The sequence below is a fragment of the Thalassotalea euphylliae genome, from assembly GCF_003390395.1.
GTDB lineage: Bacteria > Pseudomonadota > Gammaproteobacteria > Enterobacterales > Alteromonadaceae > Thalassotalea_F > Thalassotalea_F euphylliae_C.
In genome coordinates this window covers 497,850-515,770 of sequence record NZ_QUOV01000001.1, presented here as the reverse complement: position 1 = coordinate 515,770, position 17,921 = coordinate 497,850, and the positions used below count along the sequence as shown (strand labels likewise).

18 protein-coding genes are annotated in these 17,921 nt (G+C 42.1%); 6 read left to right on the top strand and 12 right to left on the bottom strand.

The genetic code is table 11. The annotated features are described in order from the left end of the window. Positions 1 to 204: 204 nt before the first annotated feature. On the bottom strand, positions 205 to 1,431 hold the full coding sequence (locus DXX92_RS02295) for an NADH:flavin oxidoreductase/NADH oxidase family protein (protein ID WP_115998948.1): 1,227 nt from the start codon (positions 1,429 to 1,431) through the stop codon (positions 205 to 207). Between the two features lie 295 nt (positions 1,432 to 1,726). Between DXX92_RS02295 and DXX92_RS02290 the strand changes: the two genes are divergently transcribed. The 3 genes from DXX92_RS02290 to DXX92_RS02280 all read left to right on the top strand — a co-directional run bounded on the left by DXX92_RS02290 (position 1,727) and on the right by DXX92_RS02280 (position 3,753). Next, positions 1,727 to 2,188 carry a hypothetical protein gene (locus DXX92_RS02290; protein ID WP_115998947.1) on the top strand — a complete coding sequence of 154 codons (462 nt, stop codon included), beginning with the start codon at positions 1,727 to 1,729 and terminating at the stop codon, positions 2,186 to 2,188. 48 nt (positions 2,189 to 2,236) lie between these two features. Beyond that, positions 2,237 to 2,623, top strand: coding sequence for a tautomerase family protein (locus DXX92_RS02285; RefSeq protein WP_115998946.1), 387 nt, complete (start codon positions 2,237 to 2,239; stop codon positions 2,621 to 2,623). Between the two features lie 359 nt (positions 2,624 to 2,982). Further along, positions 2,983 to 3,753 (top strand): transporter substrate-binding domain-containing protein, encoded by a 771-nt coding sequence (locus DXX92_RS02280; protein ID WP_115998945.1) that lies wholly within the window; start codon positions 2,983 to 2,985, stop codon positions 3,751 to 3,753. 121 nt (positions 3,754 to 3,874) lie between these two features. On the opposite strand, the gene DXX92_RS02275 is transcribed toward DXX92_RS02280, so the two are convergent. Genes DXX92_RS02275 through DXX92_RS02265 form a run of 3 tightly spaced genes read right to left on the bottom strand, consistent with a single transcriptional unit; the run spans position 3,875 to position 7,900 of the window. Further along, positions 3,875 to 4,777, bottom strand: coding sequence for a bile acid:sodium symporter family protein (locus DXX92_RS02275; RefSeq protein WP_115998944.1), 903 nt, complete (start codon positions 4,775 to 4,777; stop codon positions 3,875 to 3,877). 50 nt (positions 4,778 to 4,827) lie between these two features. Next, positions 4,828 to 6,447, bottom strand: coding sequence for a GMC oxidoreductase (locus DXX92_RS02270; protein ID WP_115998943.1), 1,620 nt, complete (start codon positions 6,445 to 6,447; stop codon positions 4,828 to 4,830). A 13-nt stretch (positions 6,448 to 6,460) separates the two neighbouring features. Then, entirely contained in the window at positions 6,461 to 7,900 is a 1,440-nt protein-coding gene (locus DXX92_RS02265; protein WP_428977353.1) for a coniferyl aldehyde dehydrogenase, read from the bottom strand. 570 nt (positions 7,901 to 8,470) lie between these two features. Between DXX92_RS02265 and DXX92_RS02260 the strand changes: the two genes are divergently transcribed. After that, on the top strand, positions 8,471 to 8,797 hold the full coding sequence (locus DXX92_RS02260) for a DUF1330 domain-containing protein (RefSeq protein ID WP_115998941.1): 327 nt from the start codon (positions 8,471 to 8,473) through the stop codon (positions 8,795 to 8,797). Between the two features lie 188 nt (positions 8,798 to 8,985). Here DXX92_RS02260 and DXX92_RS02255 read toward each other — a convergent pair whose 3' ends face one another. Then, entirely contained in the window at positions 8,986 to 10,923 is a 1,938-nt protein-coding gene (locus tag DXX92_RS02255; protein ID WP_115998940.1) for an acyl-CoA synthetase, read from the bottom strand. Between the two features lie 539 nt (positions 10,924 to 11,462). Between DXX92_RS02255 and DXX92_RS02250 the strand changes: the two genes are divergently transcribed. Next, positions 11,463 to 12,266, top strand: coding sequence for a substrate-binding periplasmic protein (locus tag DXX92_RS02250; RefSeq protein ID WP_147301916.1), 804 nt, complete (start codon positions 11,463 to 11,465; stop codon positions 12,264 to 12,266). 132 nt (positions 12,267 to 12,398) lie between these two features. Here the strand turns inward: DXX92_RS02250 and DXX92_RS02245 are convergent, their stop codons facing one another. From DXX92_RS02245 to DXX92_RS02235, 3 genes are read right to left on the bottom strand one after another with little or no spacing between them, the layout of a single operon-like run. Continuing rightward, a complete protein-coding gene (locus DXX92_RS02245) occupies positions 12,399 to 13,181 on the bottom strand; it encodes a TIGR04219 family outer membrane beta-barrel protein (protein WP_115998938.1) in 783 nt (260 codons plus the stop codon). Between the two features lie 3 nt (positions 13,182 to 13,184). Next, entirely contained in the window at positions 13,185 to 14,177 is a 993-nt protein-coding gene (locus tag DXX92_RS02240; RefSeq protein WP_115998937.1) for a DUF2333 family protein, read from the bottom strand. A gap of 8 nt (positions 14,178 to 14,185) precedes the next feature. Then, entirely contained in the window at positions 14,186 to 14,656 is a 471-nt protein-coding gene (locus DXX92_RS02235; RefSeq protein ID WP_115998936.1) for a copper chaperone PCu(A)C, read from the bottom strand. A 68-nt stretch (positions 14,657 to 14,724) separates the two neighbouring features. On the opposite strand from DXX92_RS02235, the gene DXX92_RS02230 reads away from it, so the two are divergent. After that, positions 14,725 to 15,465, top strand: coding sequence for an enoyl-CoA hydratase (locus DXX92_RS02230; protein WP_115998935.1), 741 nt, complete (start codon positions 14,725 to 14,727; stop codon positions 15,463 to 15,465). Positions 15,466 to 15,593: 128 nt separating this feature from the next. On the opposite strand, the gene DXX92_RS02225 is transcribed toward DXX92_RS02230, so the two are convergent. From DXX92_RS02225 to DXX92_RS02210, 4 genes are all read right to left on the bottom strand, one after another. Next, positions 15,594 to 15,935 (bottom strand): hypothetical protein, encoded by a 342-nt coding sequence (locus DXX92_RS02225; RefSeq protein WP_115998934.1) that lies wholly within the window; start codon positions 15,933 to 15,935, stop codon positions 15,594 to 15,596. A gap of 198 nt (positions 15,936 to 16,133) precedes the next feature. Beyond that, entirely contained in the window at positions 16,134 to 16,346 is a 213-nt protein-coding gene (locus tag DXX92_RS02220; RefSeq protein WP_115998933.1) for a PspC domain-containing protein, read from the bottom strand. 157 nt (positions 16,347 to 16,503) lie between these two features. Continuing rightward, a complete protein-coding gene (pspA, locus tag DXX92_RS02215; RefSeq protein WP_115998932.1) occupies positions 16,504 to 17,169 on the bottom strand; it encodes a phage shock protein PspA in 666 nt (221 codons plus the stop codon). A gap of 11 nt (positions 17,170 to 17,180) precedes the next feature. After that, positions 17,181 to 17,495, bottom strand: coding sequence for a hypothetical protein (locus DXX92_RS02210; protein WP_115998931.1), 315 nt, complete (start codon positions 17,493 to 17,495; stop codon positions 17,181 to 17,183). Positions 17,496 to 17,921: the final 426 nt, after the last annotated feature.

The window sequence follows — 17,921 nt, the reverse complement described above, 5'->3', positions numbered from 1 at the left end:
ATAGGAATAACGTATATAAGCTTGCGCTATAGCGAGTGAAGTTTGCGCTACATCAATGGCGGGTGATCACTAGATTAGAACAGTTAAACTGTCGAAAATTTAAAAAATTAAATGTTGTAAAAAGCAAAATGGGCAAAAGGTTTAACACCTTTTGCCCATTTTCTGACTGCTTTCTTTAAAGATTTAGTAGGCGCTTTATTCCTACTACGCGCGAACGCGCTTAACGGTTTGACCACGTTTCCAGAAGTTAAACAGTACCGCGATCACTGACCAAATACCGCGAACTTTGGTCTTCGGACTTTTGCCATCGCCCATACGGCGAATGTTATCGGTGTACCAGCTAATTTCCATGATCGCCATTTGATCAATTTTCTTGATACCCGTTGTGATTGGCTGAACTGTTGAAACGAAACCTTGGCCGTTAAGTACTTTGTTAGCTAAATCAGGGTCAACGGCTAATGGGCGTGCAATACCTACTACATCAACTGCACCAGAATTAACCGCTTCTTCCATAGCTGCCTGGCTTCTGAAACCACCCGTTACCATAATTGGCGCAGAAACGTTTTCTTTTAATTGCTCAGCAAACTCTAAGAAGTAAGCTTCACGCTTTTTCGTGCTCTCTTTCAGGTTACCTTTACGGTTTACTGGGTTTTCCCAACTACCACCTGAAATTTCAATCATATCAATACCAAGCTCATCTAAACATTTACATACTTCAATTGACTCTTCTTGCGTAAAACCACCTTTTTGGAAGTCTGAAGAGTTTAGTTTGATACCAACAGCAAAGTTTTGACCTAGCTTAGCACGAATGGCTTTGTACACTTCAGTAACGAAACGCATTCTGTTTTCTAAGCTACCGCCCCACTTATCTTCACGTTTGTTGTGATTTGGTGATAAGAATTGGCTAATTAAGTAACCGTGTGCACCGTGCAGCTGAACACCATCGAAGCCAGCTTTTTCTAGAATGCTCGCTGTGTTAGCAAAACGCTCTATAATATCTAAGATTTCTTCTTCCGTTAGCTCACGCGGTGGGAAGAACATATCGCTAGCTAGTGGCACAGCAGATGGGGCTACAGGGTGACCGTTTAAAAATTTAGGTGATTGCTTACCAGGGTGGTTTAGCTGTGCCCAAATTTGACCGCCTTTTGACTTTGCACCACGAGCCCAAAGCTCTAATAAATGCATGTCGCGTTCATCTTCAACAGCAACGGCTAATGGTTCGTTAGCATGGCGCTTATCAACCATAACGTTACCAGTCACCAATAAGCCAGAACCACCTTCTGCCCAAGTACGGTATAAGACTTCAAACTGTCTTACTACTCGGCCATCGCCAGTTGCCATGGCTTCATTCATTGCAGACTTACAAATTCGGTTTTTAAGAACAGAACCTGAACGTAGTTTAAGCTCTTCTGATAGTGGAGTGTTTGACATCTTAAATCCATCTTACCTTGGGGTTTAACGTGCCACGATAGTACTTAATAAAATTTAGTCAAGGTAATGAACTTATTTTTGCTACGTTATGAAAATTTTGAATGGCCAAGTTTTTCATTATTTTTGAGGTTATTTTTAGAGTTATTACTCTATGAAATATCCATATATCAAAAGCTTATATTCGATAAATTATTAAGGGTGAGTAAATTTTTTCACTGTTCGAAATTAAGCTTCCTTACCTATGATGTAATCAAACAGTAATTTAAACATTGATTTGTTTTAGGTGGATTTGTAAATGAAAACGGTTCGAGTAATTTGCTCAATACAAGAAGGTTCACTTGGCTATAACAATATTAAGCAGCTTGAGGCAGTTATCTCGAGTACTTATAAAGCCCACTTTGGTGCTGACTATCGCCTAGTATTTGCTTGGTTAGACTTGCCTTATCGACAATCCTACATAGCAGGTAAGCTGTCTTGTGCATCAACCGTGCAGTTACCAGTAGAAGATGGTATGCCAGCTGACAAACGTCACCCATTTATGAGCGAGATTTGCGCGAAATGGCAACATATTACTGGCTGTAGCAAGAATGAAATCATCCTAGTATCGCCAGACATGTCAGAGTACGAAAGAATGCACGAAGCCTTTGATGCACGTGTTGATGAAAAGGTACGTAAGAAAACTAAGCTGAAAATGATGTTGCGCTTAATTGTTGGTTATTTCAAAAAAGGTTATCTGACCACTAGCACAGACCTTTAATCCATCTACAATTTTAATAGTAATACTAAATATTTGAGGGATAACACTATGCCACTTTATACCGTGTCAACGAAAAACCCGCTACCGGAAGCGACTAGAGAAAAGCTAGCCGTGTTAATTATGGATGTTCATTGTGGTATTACCGGTGCGCCAGAAACCTTTGTTAATGTAACGTTTGCACACAACGCTGTTTTACAGCCGCGCGCGACGGTTAATGTATTAGGTGCTGTACGAAAAGGTCGAACGCCGGACATGAACGATACGCTATCGGCAGATATGACACAGCGCATTGCTAATTTACTTGAATTAACCCCTTATGAAATTGATCTTTCATTGCACGAAGTGCCTGCCCAATGGGTAATGGAAGGTGGTGAAATTTTACCAGAGCCAGGTGAAGAAGCGCTTTGTGAATGGCTGCAAAAAGAACACGCTTAGCCACAACTAACACTTCTCTAACTTTTTATGCTCAGCCGTTAATTTAGAACGAAACTGCGCATAATACTAAGATTTTCCAGCTTTGCTTTATGGCAATGCTGTGATACTTTGTGCAATATTAGTACAGCTGGAAAACACAATTTTTTAAACATTAGTACCTGTATTGAAACGCTTTTGTTTCCACTCTAATGTTGTTATCAGAAATTTCTGCTCATTAGCCTGCCTTGATCAAAGTAAGGCAACAAATTACAGCTATAATTTCTCTCATACAAATTATTTAAGAATAAATAGCCAACGGAATTAGGCAGTTAACCCGTGATTTTCAAGCTATTTAGCCTTTAACGTATTGTAGGAGTAGAATGAAACGAGCTGTTTATCCCTTAATTCTTGCAATAGGCTTATTTACTTCATATTGCCAAGCCGAAACGCCAATCAAATTTGCAGGCGTGCTTGCCGAGAAAATTCAACAACACGACAAACAAGGTTACTTGGATAAGATCTATCAAGAGATTGCTAGACGCTCTAATTTAACAATAAATTATGACGTTATGCCGATGGCGAGAACCATGAGTTTGTTCGATCATAAAAAAATCGACTGTTTACTGCCTGGCTCCTCTAACCGTTATTTTGATCGAACCAAACAACACGATATTGTGCGTTCACAGGCCATATCCGCCCTACTGCTATTCAAGTTTACTTTTGAGCGTAATCAAGCATTGTTAGCAGCTCAAGACTTGGCTGACGTTAATATCGGTTATGTGCGCAATATTAAGATGTTTAACGCACTGAATATGCCACCATTTGATAACGCAACCCATATTGTTGCCAGCCATCACAGACACCTATTTGATATGCTGCATTTTGGCCGCACTGAACTAATTGTCGGCTGGTATCCTGTCGTCAATATGCTAGCAACAGCACGTAATAGCGAGCGTGTAAGCTTTGACGCAGAGCACGTGTTATCAACAGACTACTTAGTCGTTTCTTGTCATCGCAGCGACAAAACCGAAGCCTTTATCGAAACCATTAATAAAGCCATCAATAGTATGTGGCAAGACGGCACTATGATTGCCATGCACCCCAACGGCACACACCATTTAAAGGCCTTGTTTCCACCGCCAGCAATGTAAATTCAGTTTATAAGCTGTCATTTAGGATGAGAAATTCAATAAAAAAGCGGCGTTACTTTTAGCAAGTAACGCCGCTTTGTGGCTCAAAATGGCCGGCGACTACATCAGTGCGATGGCTTAGCTACTTTGAAGCCACCGCACTTGCACCAGTAACACTATTTTCTTCACCCCAGTTTCTAAAAATGAAGATAAACGGCAAGGCAACAAAGTACATGGTAATCGAGTATACCGCTGCTGGCAGTGCCAACTCAGTAATAGCTAAATCTGCATCGTTAATGGTCGCAGCAATAGCAATGGCTAACGGGCCATTTTGAATACTGGTTTCAATACCCAAGGTTTTGCTTTCTTTCTTGTTCAGCGCAAACAGGCGGCTGACAACGATACCAATCACCATCATGATAAATGGCAAGAATAATAAACCTCCGCCAATCACGGCGAAACTATCAACTAAACGCTCAAACGAGTTAGCAATCGCTAAGACCACGATAATCACCCAGAGTACGATGGCGGTTTTCTCTAAGCCGCCTTGAATCGCATTAGCAATGTTTTCTTTAAAGTGACGAATTAACACACCCAGTAGCACTGGGGTTGTGGTGATAAGAAAGGTGACAAACGCTAAATCAAATAATGAGAAAGTCACCGCTTCTTCACCTAGAAAGTGTTTCATCGACATGGCAACAAGCACTGGCACCGTCATAAACGCCAATACACTGACCACAGCGGTTAGCGAAACCGACAAAGCAACATCAGCTTTTGATAACTTAGAAATAATGTTACTCGTCACGCCGCCTGGGCAAAAGCTCAATAGCATTAAGCCCGCCGCAAACACGGGTGGGAAGTCAAACAAGTACGCAGTGCCAAACGCCAGTATGGGTAAGAGCACCACTTGGCTAAGCATGGCGACAAAGAAAACATAGGGTCGCTCTATAACACGCTTAAAGTCTTTAACTTCAAGGCCAATGCCAAGCGAAAACATAATAATCCCTTGGGCAACAAGTAATGCAAAGGTAATTGCTGATTCCATAGTAATTTACTTCTTTTTATATTAATTAATGATCAGCGCCTGCTAGTGGGCTAAGCGCTATCTTTTTTTTCTGAGTTTTTATCAGGAACATGGCTCATTGCCCACTCACTTAACGCCGTGATGCTAAGCGATGGATTGACACCAGGGTTTGCAGAAATCGCAGAGCCGTCACAAACGTACATATTGTGGTAGCCAAACACTTCTGCCTTGTCATTGATAACACCTTCATCTGCACTTGCCGCCATCACAGAGCCCCCCAGAATATGGGCAGTCGATGGTGTACCAAAAACCGCTTCAGTAATACCGGTACTAGATTTACCATCAACAATCTTTTCTATCTTTTCGGTGATCGCAGTTGATTCTTTGATGTAACGCGATGGCGCAGGGCCTTGACCTAAGTTACTGGTGAGTCGCCCCCCCAGACCACGTTTTAACGACAAGGTGCTGTCCAAGTGTTGCATAAACAACAAGATAATTGACTTCTTGCTCCAGTCTTTGGTGAATAAGACTTTCAAGTTTTCTTTCGGCTCAGTCACCATCAACTTAACGAAAGAGGCGGCACGACTTAAAATGGTTCGACCAACAACATTGGGGGCGTGCAAAAATTTAACTACGGTTGATTGCGCGTTGTAGTTAATCGGCTCTAAATGACTGTGATCGTCCGTATGTAACACCGAACCAATCGACACCCCTTGGGCAAAGTTAATATCTTCTTTGAACGAGGTTACTGTGCTGATCGTCTCGTTATTGGTGCGAATATCGTCGCCGACTTTATCTGACAAGCCTGCCAAAGAGCCTTTTTCTTTCAGCTTTAATAACAGCGGCACGGTACCAAGCACACCACCAGAGAAAATCACGCCTTTGGCTCGTACCACGTGATTTTTCTTGAAGCTGTAGGGTTTTGAGCTCTTAAATGAGACAAAGTAGCCCTCACTACCATCTTTCTTACCCGCAGGGTATATATCATGCACTTCTTGCTCGGCAACAATCTCAGCACCTAACTTTTGCGCAAGGTAAAGGTAGTTTTTGTCGAGTGTGTTTTTGGCGTTAAACCGACAGCCAGTAAAGCAGCTTCCGCACTCTATACAGCCTCTGCGCTCAGGCCCTTCGCCATCAAAATAAGGATCTTTAACGAAAGAACCATGATCTTTTTTGTCGGAAAAGAATATCGCAACACGCGATGGGTGAAACTCATCTTCTTTGCCTAAGTCTTGCGCGAGCTCTTTGATCACTAAATCAGCTTGCGTGAAGTTGGGGTTGTCTTGCGCGCCCAACATACGCAGTGCTTCTTTGTAATAAGGTTTAAGCACTTCTTCCCAGTTTTGTAAATTTGCCCAAGAGCCGGTATTAAAAAACGCTTTTTTCGGGGTCGGCAATGTCGCGCCATAGGTATGAGAACCGCCGCCAACGCCAACACCTGAGTAAACGGTGATATGCTTGAGCACGGTCATTTTCATAATGCCGCGTAAGCCTAATAGCGGCATCCACAGCCAGCGTTTTAAATCCCAAGCGCTATGGGCGTAGGTGCTATCTTTGTACCAGCGGCCTTTTTCAATCACTAGAACCTTGTAGCCTTTTTGACTCAACCTTAGTGCACTAACTGAGCCACCAAAGCCACTGCCGACGATCACATAATCGTAATCCGTCGCCTTTGTTGTATGCTTTTTCATGTATCGCTCCTGACTAACGAGTTAAGTGTTTAAATTTAAACCATAACATTTTCGTAAGTAATTTGTGGACAGGGTTGTTCCACGGTGGAGCAATAAATTTAATGCTGTCGAAGCGGCCTTTGGTTACCACAGTTTTAGCTTTACTGAAATTCACAAAGCCTTCTTTACCGTGATAATGACCCATACCAGATGGGCCTATACCACCAAATGGCGCATCGTCTGCCATAACATGGCTAAGGGTGTCATTTAAACAAACGCCACCCGAATGAGTACGCGCGAGAATTTTCGCCGCACGTTCTTTATCCCAATCAAAATAGTAAAGTGCTAGCGGACGAGCACGATCATTAACATAGGTAATAGCTTCTTCAATATCGTCGTACGCTTTGATCGGTAAAATTGGACCGAAGATCTCTTCCTGCTCAACCAACATAGACTCATTAGTATTAAGTACCAAGGTCATTGGCATCTTGCGGGTGTCTTCGAAGCTTTCATCTTCAGGGTTAATCGTGATTAACTCAGCACCTTTTGCTTTCGCATCATCCAAATAAGATTTTAAGCGTACGAGCTGGCGGTCACTAATAATCGCAGTGTAATCATCGTTCGCGCGAATACTTGGGTAGGCCTTGCTCATCGCTTTCACAAACGCTTGTGCGAAGGCGTTAACCTTGTGTCTCGGAACAAAAATATAATCCGGTGATACACAAATTTGACCAGCATTCATCCCCTTACCAAACGCGATACGCTGTGCCGCTTCTTCAATTGGGAATGAATCATGAATAATAGTCGGAGATTTGCCACCTAACTCTAGCGTAACTGGCGTTAGATGCTCAGCCGCCGCGCGCATCACGATTTTGCCAACCGATGTTGCACCAGTGAAGACAAGATGATCAAAAGGTAGCTTGGTAAAAGCTGAGCTGACATCAACTTCACCGGTAAATACCGCTACTTGGTCTTTGCTAAATACTGACTCAAGCATACGTTGTACTAAATCGGCAGTACGCGGCGCAAACTCTGACATTTTAATCATCGCGCGGTTACCAGCAGCGAGTGCCGAGACAAGTGGCGATAAACCAAGAAATACTGGGAAATTCCACGGGACAACAATGCCCACTACACCAACTGGCTGATAAAGCACTTCAACCTTAGCTGGCTGTAACGTTAATGGCGTTTTTCTTTTGCTTGGCTTCATCCAGCGCTTAACGCGCCCTTTGCTGTATTCAATCGCATCAAGTAAAGGAAAGATCTCGGCAAGTAAAGTTTCTGCCTCTGGTCGATTGCTAAAGTCCATGCTAATGGCTGATACAATTTCATCAGTGTGCTCAATTAACACAGATTTCAATTTATTCAGGTTGTCGATACGCTCTTGCGCACTAGGCATTGGCTGGTGAAGAAAAGACGCTTTTTGCGCCACTAACTGCTCTTCTAAATAACCAAATTCAGTGTTGGTATTAATGTTTTCAACAGTCCCCATAGTTCCCCCTGTTATAATTTTGTATTTAGTGGGCGCATTCTGTTCTTGTTTTTATTATTAAATACGCACTGATACCAATTGAAATAAATACTTAATCATTCAGCGAGAATTAAAAGGCTTAGAGGCAAGGCATTGATTGCAGAGATTGGTTATTCCCTTGTCAAAATCAATAACGCAGCATATGAGCCTTTTAAACTCGCCCTTCGGGAGCGTGTCAGCGTCGCGATAACTGCGCCAAATTTATTAGATGTAGAATAACTATATCGGCACAAATTTGACTTATTCTCTCACCGCTGACAGCGCTCTGAATTGGTCAATTATTTAATTCACTTGGTATTACCATAAAGTTGTACGCGTTTAGACTATTAAAAAGTGCATAGTGTGAATAATTATTTGATTGTCTAAGGGTTGTTAATATTTTGCATAGCATTAAATACAAGGCTTGCATAAAAAACCATCAAGCTGCACTCTAAACAAGTAATTAAGGGCTTAGAATAAATAACAACTAACTAAGAAAACTGACTAACAATAAGTACAAAGAGGGAACTAACCATGGCGGTATATGCACTAAACCTATTTGATTTAGCTGATAATGACGAATACCTCAAATATGCAAGGCGCTCGGCAGCAGAAGTAGAAAAGCACGGTGGTAAAGTATTAGCACTGGGCAAATATGACAGCGCATTGGTCGGCGACATGGAGCCCAGAACCGTGATGATTTTAGTAGAATGGAAGTCGAAAGATGCTTTTGATCATTATTGTAATGATCCTGACTTAGCCGATTTGCACCCGCATCGAGAGCAAGGTACTAAGAACTACATTTGGCACTTGTTTGATAAGCTCGATGGTTTAAAACCGCTATTTTACCCACAAGCCTAATAACAATTGAACTAATACCAATTGAACTAATACCAATTGGATTGAGGCAGCCATAAAAAAGCCCAACTGAATGCAGTTGGGCTTAACTCTTTAATCTATCGTTTAACGCTAAACTAATTCAAGCTAAACCAAATGACGCCAAGCTACGTGTTGCCGCTTGGCGTAACAAGCAGTATTAGTTACCGGTACTAGTTACACGATGACTTAAAGGTATATTCACCTAGCTTCTTAACAAACGCAGCTTTCGCTTCACCATCACACTCACCTAACTCGATACTCGCTAAAATACCGTGTTTAGGATCTTGCGCAACTGAAACACTTGCTTGAGTTTCTGGAAGCATCTCACTTGCTAGTGCATTAATACACTTGTCTATTTCTTGCATTTCCAGCTGAGGCTTAAATACTTTACCTACCGCTGTCACTGGTAATTGCTCTACGATGTGAATTGCTTTTGGAATCGCCGCACGCTCGGAAATCTCAGCAGCTGCAAAGCTCAGTAGTTCCTCTGGATCGAGACTGCTTGGATCTTCCACCTGGACATAACAAACAGGTACTTCACCTGCGTGTAAGTCAGGCTTACCAACTGCAGCTGCTAAGTTAATCGCAGGGTGCTTACACATTGCTTCTTCGATCAATTTCGGCTCAATATTGTGACCCGCACGAACAATAAGCTCTTTCTTACGACCTGTTAGCCAGAAGTAACCTTCTTCATCTTGGCGCGCTAAATCACCAGTATTTAGCCAGCGATTGCCGTCTTCATCATAAAGCCATAAGCCTTTATTTTGGTGCTCAAGTTGATAACCCAAAAATACGTTCGGGCCGCGAACAGCTAACACACCAATTTCGTCGGTATCGCAGTAACGCGTGATTTTGTCACCATCAATGTTTACCGCTTTCATTTGCTGGTAAGGTAGACGAAGACCAATTGAACCGACTTTTTGCTCACCGTGGAATGGGTTCAAACTACTAACACAAGTACCTTCGGTTAAGCCGTAACCTTCCAAAATTTTAATACCTGTGGTTTCTTGGAAAGACTTGAAGGTTTCAACAGGCATTGGCGCTGCACCACAAATACCGAACTTCAACGACGATAAGTCTTTACCTTCAATTGGGAAGTTCATCAAGGCAGAGTAAACCGTTGGTACTGCACTAAAGGTTGTAACTTTGTGATGTTCAACGATGTCCCAGAAATTTGGAATAACATTCGGTTCGCGATAGCCTTGCGGGGTTGCAATTACCACTGTACCACCCACGGTAAATGGTAATAAACCAGTTACCAAGGCACCATTTACGTGGAATAAAGGTAAACCGCCAAGTACGACCATTTCCTCGTTAAGCATCTGCGAGTTAGATTGCTGAACCGCTTTTACGTTGCTTAATTCATTAACATGGGTACGACGCGCAATTTTAGGTAGCCCTGTCGTACCACCTGTACAGTAAAGTGATGAAATAGTTTCATCAGTATATTCGCGAGTAAAGTTTAACGCTTCACCATTTTGCTCAGCGATTGCCGCAGTAAAGTTATGGTACGTTTTGCCTTCTGGCAAACTAATTCCGCCACGCATTTGCGCTTGCATTGCTTGTGCAGGTTCCGCCATTGGCCCCGTCACATGATGTGCGATATCAATACCAATGACATGCTCAGTATGAATAAGATCAGGCAATAGCTGTTCAAGCTTAGGCCACAATTCAATTTGGTGCATTGGGTTCATGGTAACCACAGCTTTCGCTCGCACTGAGTTAATTAAATCACCAATTTGCTTAGGCTCAAGCAACGGGTTAATAGCTAAAATTTGGCATCTTGCTTCACCACCCCAAATCACATAATGCGCTTCTGGCGTATTCGGTAAAAAGAACGCAACTACGTCATTTTCAGTCAGACCAATTGAATCAAAGAAGTTGGCAGATTGGGTAATTTTACTGAGTAGTGTTTGGTAAGAAATATCGTGGGCATTGTTGTAGGCATCACCCTGTAAAAAGAACGAAATGGCCGTTTTTTCAGGACGCTGAGCGGCACTATGTTTAATCGCGTCATAAGTGTTATTAAATTCACTATGACTCGCCCCCGGATTTGCTTGCTCTAACGACTCGACATCATTTAGTGTCTTTATATTTATAATAGTCATTTCTATATTACTTCCTTAAGCGGTAAAAACTTATCACGAGCTTTCATAATTAGAAAAGGTAACACCGGACAGTAATTGAGGAGCCAGCGAGTAGTAAGTGAAAATACTTTGTAGGCTATACCAAAAAATCGAATAAGCGTTACTGTCCTTAGCCTGTAGCCGATCCTAACAGCACTTCTATACTAGGGGGTGAAAGTAGAAAAGGTCAACCACTTCGTCAACTTGCCGTTCATATAGCCAACATAACCATTATTCATCTAATGCCAAATAGACAAAACCAAAGTCTCTGACTTCAAGATAAGTTAACCATGTATAACAGCAATTTAATTATGTGGCTGTGTTAATCACGACCACAGGCTATAACTTAAGGCTATTAAGGTATTCACTAACAGACTGTATTAATATGTAACCACTGGTTCTAAAAAACATCAAAACAGTGTAATTTTTGTTCAGCATACGTTAGGATGCGCTCCCCCTGACAACATGAGTGCCCGAACCGTACTCTTTTTCATCAACATTAGACGTAAAAGGTGTTTTGATTGAATTTGGTAAGATTATTTTTTGCTTTGCTGCTGTGTATTATGGTGTTACCAACAACACAAGCTGAGCCATGCCAATCAATCACGGTTAGTGCCCATGAAAACTACCCGCCTTTTCATTGGTATCACGATGGTGAGTTCTATGGCGTTACCATAGATATCACAAAGCAACTACTAGAGCGTTATCAGGTCGATTATCAAGTTAGCTCACCCGTACCATGGAAGCGCTTGTTAGAAATGGCAAAACATGGTCGAACTGATTTACTGTTGGGGCTTAAAGATACCCCTGCACGCCGTGAATTTTTGAACTTTACTAGTGCACCTGTGCTAAATAACCCCGTGGCCGTATTTGTTAAAAAAGGTGAAGAGTTTTCATTTATCGACTGGCGCAGCCTGATAGGAAAAGTCGGTAATATCAACTTGGGCGATAGCCATGGCGAAGCCTTTGATAACTTTGCCAACCAGTACCTTAATATTCAGCAAGTAAAAGGGTTAGCGCAGAATTTTCAGATGGTATTGCGTGGCCGTGCCGACTATTTTGTTACTGGGTATTATCCCGGTATATCATACCTTTCCAACAGTGGTTTAAAGGATGAAATCGTCGCCCTAACGCCATTTGCCGTTGACGGCTACATTCATTTTGGTTTTGTGAAAGACTCGGGTTGCGACAAGCTACTAGCTCGTTTTAACCAAGACTTAGCCAGCCTAATAAAAACCGAGACAATTGCTCAGCTATTTGAAAAGAATTTAATGCTCTGGCAGGCGCAATTAAACGGTGAACGACAGCGGCTAGAGCTACACTAGCTCTTTGAAACGCTGCAATTAAAAATCACTTGCCCAAATAGCTGAATAGCTGTCATTCAGACACAAAAAAAGCCTTACTGAGTAAGGCTTTTTAGCTTGTTAACTAAGTGACGTTATCGGTTAGTCGATAGACTAGAAATGAACGGTCACTCCTGCGAACACTCCATCAAATTCAAGATCTGAATAAAGGTCGTCTAAATCATCAAGCTCTAATTTGACTGAACGATAGCCTGCTTGCAAGTTAACATCGATAGCAATGTTATCTACCACGGCGTAGTTCACACCTAACTGGTAGTCATACAAGGTATGGTCATCAATCGATAAGAAGTTGCCATTGGCAAATAAGCTTAGGCCAGTAAACATTAAACCTACTTCCGTCGATGCATACAGCATAGGTACAGTTTCAGAGGTATTGATTTTGCCTTCGACGGTATTGCTTACAGGATTACCACTTGAATCATTGCTGGTCACTTGCGAGCTAAGCGTAACATCGCCATCAAAATCGCGTGCGGTTAAACCGAAGTCAAAGCTGAATAAACCATTGTCGAATAATTCATAATAAAGCGTGTAGTCGATGTAACTTACATCAAAACTAGCGGCAACTTGAGCACCAGCAGCAAAATTTTGATCGTCAAATTCTAACGGCTCAGTGATTTGTGTTGAACCTGTTGTATCGAGTGTCGTACTGGCAATTCGCAAGTTAGGGATCAAAGGGATCGGATGCTCTACCGCAATAAAGTAACTGCCCTGTTGCTCGTCACCTAAGTTGAAATCTCGCTGCTGGCCACTTTCACCAAAAATACCTTCAGCCTCGTTGTCCCATATTTGAGCACCGATATAAAGGCCGACGACATCAGCATGCGCAGCTGTCGACATTAAGCTTGCTAATCCAGCGGCGATTAGTGTTTTTCTCATGATTTACCCTTGACTCAATAATTCATTTAAATCGATTAACGCAGCGTTTGCGCGTGAAATATAGTTCGCCATCACTAACGAGTGATTTGCTAAGAAACCAAAACCATCACCATTTAAGATCATTGGGCTCCAAACGCTTTGCTGACTTGCTTCTAGCTCACGAATAATTTGCTGTAGGCTGACTTTCGCGTTTTTCTTCTCAAGCACGTCGTTAAAATCTATCTCAACGGCTTTTAAGAAATGTAATAACGCCCAGCAAGCACCGCGCGCTTCGTAAAATTCGTTATCGATTTGCCACCAACTGGTTTTAATCGCAATGTTTGGTGCTGAGTAAGTAGATTGTTGTGCCACGCTGTCGCCAGCTAAATCAGTGTTCACTACTTCACGACCAACACTTGCACTTAGGCGCTGCGAGTAACTACCTAAACGTTTTTCTACCTCACTTAACCACGCACGCAGGTTGTCGGCACGTGCATAAAATTGTGCGGTTTGCGTAGCAGGATCTGCCAATGCTGAGCGGTACGCGTATAATTCAGCAACCGCTTTGCTGTATTCACTTTCAGCTGATGGCACTGCCCAGCTAGTATGGTCGATATTCAGCTGTGGCTGAGCATTTTTAAGATGCTGATTTTCCAATGACTGTGATTGCGAGCGACTCAGCTCTTGGCGCATAACAAGGGCCATATCACGCACCATTTCCAATACGCCAAACTCCCATGATGGAATGTTATCCAGAAATACCGACGGCGGCAGAACGTCATTACTTAAATAACCACCGGGTTTGTCTAACAAGGTTTCTGTCACGGTAATTAATGCTGTCGTTGTGGTGTAGCCAATAACTGGTGCAACATTTTCTGCACTTGCATCTTTAGTAACACGCTCTTTGATATCAAAGCTATCTGGCTCGAAGCTCCAAAACACGCCGATTAAATAAAATAGAAAAAAGACACCAGCAACAGTGCCCAATACGGTTTTGGTGGAGATGTTTACGTTCATAGTACCCTCTAGTGGTGATGGTGTTTTGCTTGTTTTTTCATTGTTTTAATACTGCGCACAGGCAAGTTCACATCAAGGCTCGTATTATTATCAAACACTAATGTGACAGCAATTTGTTGGCCCGCAGCTAACGGCTGCTCTAGATCAAACATCATTAGATGCAGCCCCATCGGCTGTAATTTAACTTGCGCATTAGCATCAATCTCAACAAAGGCTACCTGCCCCATTTTCATCATGCCGTCATGCATTGTATGTTCGTGAATCTCGATGAGAGGAATATCATCGCTTTTAGCGGCAACGAGTTTTATTGCCTGCCCGCCTTGGTTGGTGATCGTCATATAAGCGGAGGTAACTGAATTTCCGGGAATCACTTCGCGTACGTAAGCATCTTCAACCACAATTTCAGCGCTTTTCGCAACACTGTGAAAGCTGGCTGTGAACAGTGTTACTGCGGTAATAAGTTGAACAAAAAGTTTCATCTTAGCTATACATCCTTTGATATAACGATTAGTGTTTTGTGACGCTATTGTAACTAAGCCAATTTAAAATGGATAACTTAATTCTCGCCGAGCAAGCTCAAGGTGTGTTAACTATCACCTTGAATAATTTAGATAAAAAAAATGCGTTGACGACGTCAATGTACAACACCTTAAGTGATTATGTGAATCAAGCCAATAGCGATAATGATATTCGCTGTTTATTAATCCAAGGTAATGAGCATTGCTTTTGCGCAGGCAACGATTTAAATGACTTTCTCGCCTGCCCGCCAGACCAAGAGCCAGACGCTTTCGATTTTGTTCGTGCTATTGCCCGTTTTGAAAAACCCATTGTAATGGCAGTAGCAGGCCCCGCCATTGGTGTTGCCTGTACCTTGTTACTACACGCAGACCTTGTTATCGCGGCAGACAATGCCAAATTTGCAATGCCTTTTGCCAAGCTAGGATTGTCTCCTGAAGCAGGCTCTAGCATGTTACTCACGCAGCTTGTTGGTCATGCAAAAGCGTTCGAGTTAATGGTATTAGGTGACACTTTTGACGCTGACACCGCACTTTCTTTGCAACTCATTAATAAAAAGGTCAGCCAAGCTGAATTGCTTTCTAGCGCAAACCACTATGCACAACATATCGCTAGTTTGCCTAATGATGCAGTGATGAGCGCTCGACGATTGCTCAAACAAGCGAATCAATCATTACTTAACGAAACACTTGAGCGCGAATTTCCAACTTTTGCTCGATTAATGCAAACCGATGACTGTAAAACAATTCTCAACGGCTTCTTAAAAAAATAATTGTTACTTTGCACTCAAGCGGCTTAACAAGCCGCTTGATTTGTTTATGCTTTACTTGAATTTAGTTGAATTTACTTGAACAGATTTTAAAAGCTTCAATTACCTGCGAATCAGTGCACACCTCTAGGTTAGTTCACTGGTGCCTTCTTTGGCTCCCTTAGTACTAACCACAAAATAAAGGCAACGACTAATACCGGCCAAAACACGCCAATCGCCGCTAACCCCAATGCACCAACAACAAGTAAACCAACAAATAAGATCGAGCCAAATACCGTCAACACGATTGCCATGGCAACAATCACTAAGACAACCGCAACTAAAGCAGCAAAGCTGATCGCTTTTAACGGTTCAATGAGCTCATCACCCATATAAACATCAACATCAAACAAATCGAGAATACTGATGCCCAACACGTAAGTTAAAAATAAAGTGGCAAGAATAGCGAGTAATAACGATTTGAAAAATGACATGATGGTTTCCTTATATCCCCTTGCGCTCTGGTGTAAATGGCCTTTTGGCACTATGGTTTTTTGACTGTGTGATTTTTTTGACTATGTGTTTTATTAGCTATGTAGCTTTTAAGCTCAACGTCCTTGTTTAGCTAATTTTCTAGTGCGTTTTAACCTAGCCTTTTTATATTCCCTTATTCATAAGCTATTTAAACTAGCTTAAGCTCTGGTCGGCAGTAACATTGCAGCTACTAGGTAAGCAACGCCCGTTGCCACAGGAAAAGTGAGTAATGCTAGGATGGCTGCTACGCGAATACCCCAGCGCGGCCATTGATAATAGCGGGCAATACCTGCGCAAACCCCTGACACTTTTTTATGAAGAACATCCTTCGTTAGCTGCTTTCGGGTTAAATAACTTGGCTTGTAACTCATGGTCTTTCTCACTTATTAATAAACTTGCGATAACGGTATTTACGGGTGATGTTGATGATCAGGCCAGCAATAGCAAAAGCGATAACTGGCATTAAACACATCAATATAAACATCAAATCAACGTCCATGTTCCCGTATCCTTTTCACTTGATTTAGTTCAAGCGGCATTACTCACTTTCTGCTTCAATGTCGCGAGTTCTTGGTCAATGTTATCGTCATTTTCTAAGGCTCTAAATTGACTGTCCAAATCTTGATTTTGGGTCATGTCGTAGGCCTCTACTTCCGCTTCTACACGCTCAATTTTTTGTTGATAGCGCTCAAATCGGTTAATCGCTTCGTCAATATTGTATTGCGTTGACTTTTCACGCACTTTTAATCGAACTTCTGCTGACTCTTGGCGTAACAACAACGCTTCTTGGCGGCGCTTAGCCTCTGCAAGTTTGGTTTGTAATCGTTGACCATCTTCTTGCACACTGGCTAAGAACTCTTCCAACTTGTCGGCTTCTTCTTGTAAGGTCACCATTTGCTGTTTCACTTTGTGCTTCTCAGCTAAGGCACTTTTGGCGAGGTCATCGCGGCCTTTGCTAATCGCTAGCTCTGCTTTTTCTTGCCAGCTTGCTGCGCTCTTTTCCAATGATGCCACCTGGCGGTTAATGGTTTTCTGCTCAGCAATATGTTTCGCCGCAGTAGATCTCACCTCAACCAAGGTCTCTTCCATTTCTTGAATGATCAAACGGATCATTTTCTCAGGCTGTTCGGCCTTATCTAACATACTGTTAATGTTGGCATTAATGATGTCTGCAAATCGTGTAAACATTCCCATGAGGTAATCTCCTATTCTTCTTCACTAGATTCTGTTTTTGGCTCACTGTCAGCTTCATCAGTTGCGTCTGCAACCTCCGCTTCATCGGTTGACCAAGTAAAGCTTTCATCAATTGAAAACTCAGCGATACTTTCAGCAATTGAGTCAGCGATAGACGTTTGTAACTGCTCTCCTAAACTAGCAACCACTTGTTTTCCTTGTGCTACAACAAACTGAGTAATGGCTTGTTCAGTTGATACTTCAGCGGCTTGTGCTGTATTTGCGGTTACCGCCAGTAAAGACATCGACATTACTGAACCAACTAAAATTGTTTTTAACTTGTTCATCTCACTTTCCTTTTTAAGCTAATTTAATCAGCAGCCCATGCTGCGTTTGTATTAGTTATTACAAGTGATATGCCAATCCTTAAATATTTTTTATCCAGCTGATTATTAAGGGTTTTATTAAATCACTACAGAAAGCACCACAATCAAGACATAATATGTCATACGATATTTTAGTTTATTTAACCACCAGCTTGGTGAAATTCACCATCACCAAAAAGTAACAAGCCCAAAGTAACAACCAAAACAGATTATTCCGCCGCTTTTGCTGGGTGCCCTTATCTATAAAAAGCAAATTCGTTATCGGCGCGTGTGATACGTATAACAGTGTGATAGCTATAGCAACACAGTTAGTAGACGCTAATTCAACACTTGGAAAGAGCGATCAGCCCTTGATGAAGTTTTAGCGCAAAGGCGCATGCAACAGTT

What these genes read in the sequence shown, in the direction of transcription:
- DXX92_RS02295 (WP_115998948.1), bottom strand. Translation starts at nt 1,431, where the DNA reads ATGTCAAACACTCCACTATCAGAAGAGCTTAAACTACGTTCAGGTTCT.
- DXX92_RS02290 (WP_115998947.1), top strand. Translation starts at nt 1,727, where the DNA reads ATGAAAACGGTTCGAGTAATTTGCTCAATACAAGAAGGTTCACTTGGC.
- DXX92_RS02285 (WP_115998946.1), top strand. Translation starts at nt 2,237, where the DNA reads ATGCCACTTTATACCGTGTCAACGAAAAACCCGCTACCGGAAGCGACT.
- DXX92_RS02280 (WP_115998945.1), top strand. Translation starts at nt 2,983, where the DNA reads ATGAAACGAGCTGTTTATCCCTTAATTCTTGCAATAGGCTTATTTACT.
- DXX92_RS02275 (WP_115998944.1), bottom strand. Translation starts at nt 4,777, where the DNA reads ATGGAATCAGCAATTACCTTTGCATTACTTGTTGCCCAAGGGATTATT.
- DXX92_RS02270 (WP_115998943.1), bottom strand. Translation starts at nt 6,447, where the DNA reads ATGAAAAAGCATACAACAAAGGCGACGGATTACGATTATGTGATCGTC.
- DXX92_RS02260 (WP_115998941.1), top strand. Translation starts at nt 8,471, where the DNA reads ATGGCGGTATATGCACTAAACCTATTTGATTTAGCTGATAATGACGAA.
- DXX92_RS02255 (WP_115998940.1), bottom strand. Translation starts at nt 10,923, where the DNA reads ATGACTATTATAAATATAAAGACACTAAATGATGTCGAGTCGTTAGAG.
- DXX92_RS02245 (WP_115998938.1), bottom strand. Translation starts at nt 13,181, where the DNA reads ATGAGAAAAACACTAATCGCCGCTGGATTAGCAAGCTTAATGTCGACA.
- DXX92_RS02240 (WP_115998937.1), bottom strand. Translation starts at nt 14,177, where the DNA reads ATGAACGTAAACATCTCCACCAAAACCGTATTGGGCACTGTTGCTGGT.
- DXX92_RS02235 (WP_115998936.1), bottom strand. Translation starts at nt 14,656, where the DNA reads ATGAAACTTTTTGTTCAACTTATTACCGCAGTAACACTGTTCACAGCC.
- DXX92_RS02230 (WP_115998935.1), top strand. Translation starts at nt 14,725, where the DNA reads ATGGATAACTTAATTCTCGCCGAGCAAGCTCAAGGTGTGTTAACTATC.
- DXX92_RS02225 (WP_115998934.1), bottom strand. Translation starts at nt 15,935, where the DNA reads ATGTCATTTTTCAAATCGTTATTACTCGCTATTCTTGCCACTTTATTT.
- DXX92_RS02220 (WP_115998933.1), bottom strand. Translation starts at nt 16,346, where the DNA reads ATGAGTTACAAGCCAAGTTATTTAACCCGAAAGCAGCTAACGAAGGAT.
- pspA (WP_115998932.1), bottom strand. Translation starts at nt 17,169, where the DNA reads ATGGGAATGTTTACACGATTTGCAGACATCATTAATGCCAACATTAAC.
- DXX92_RS02210 (WP_115998931.1), bottom strand. Translation starts at nt 17,495, where the DNA reads ATGAACAAGTTAAAAACAATTTTAGTTGGTTCAGTAATGTCGATGTCT.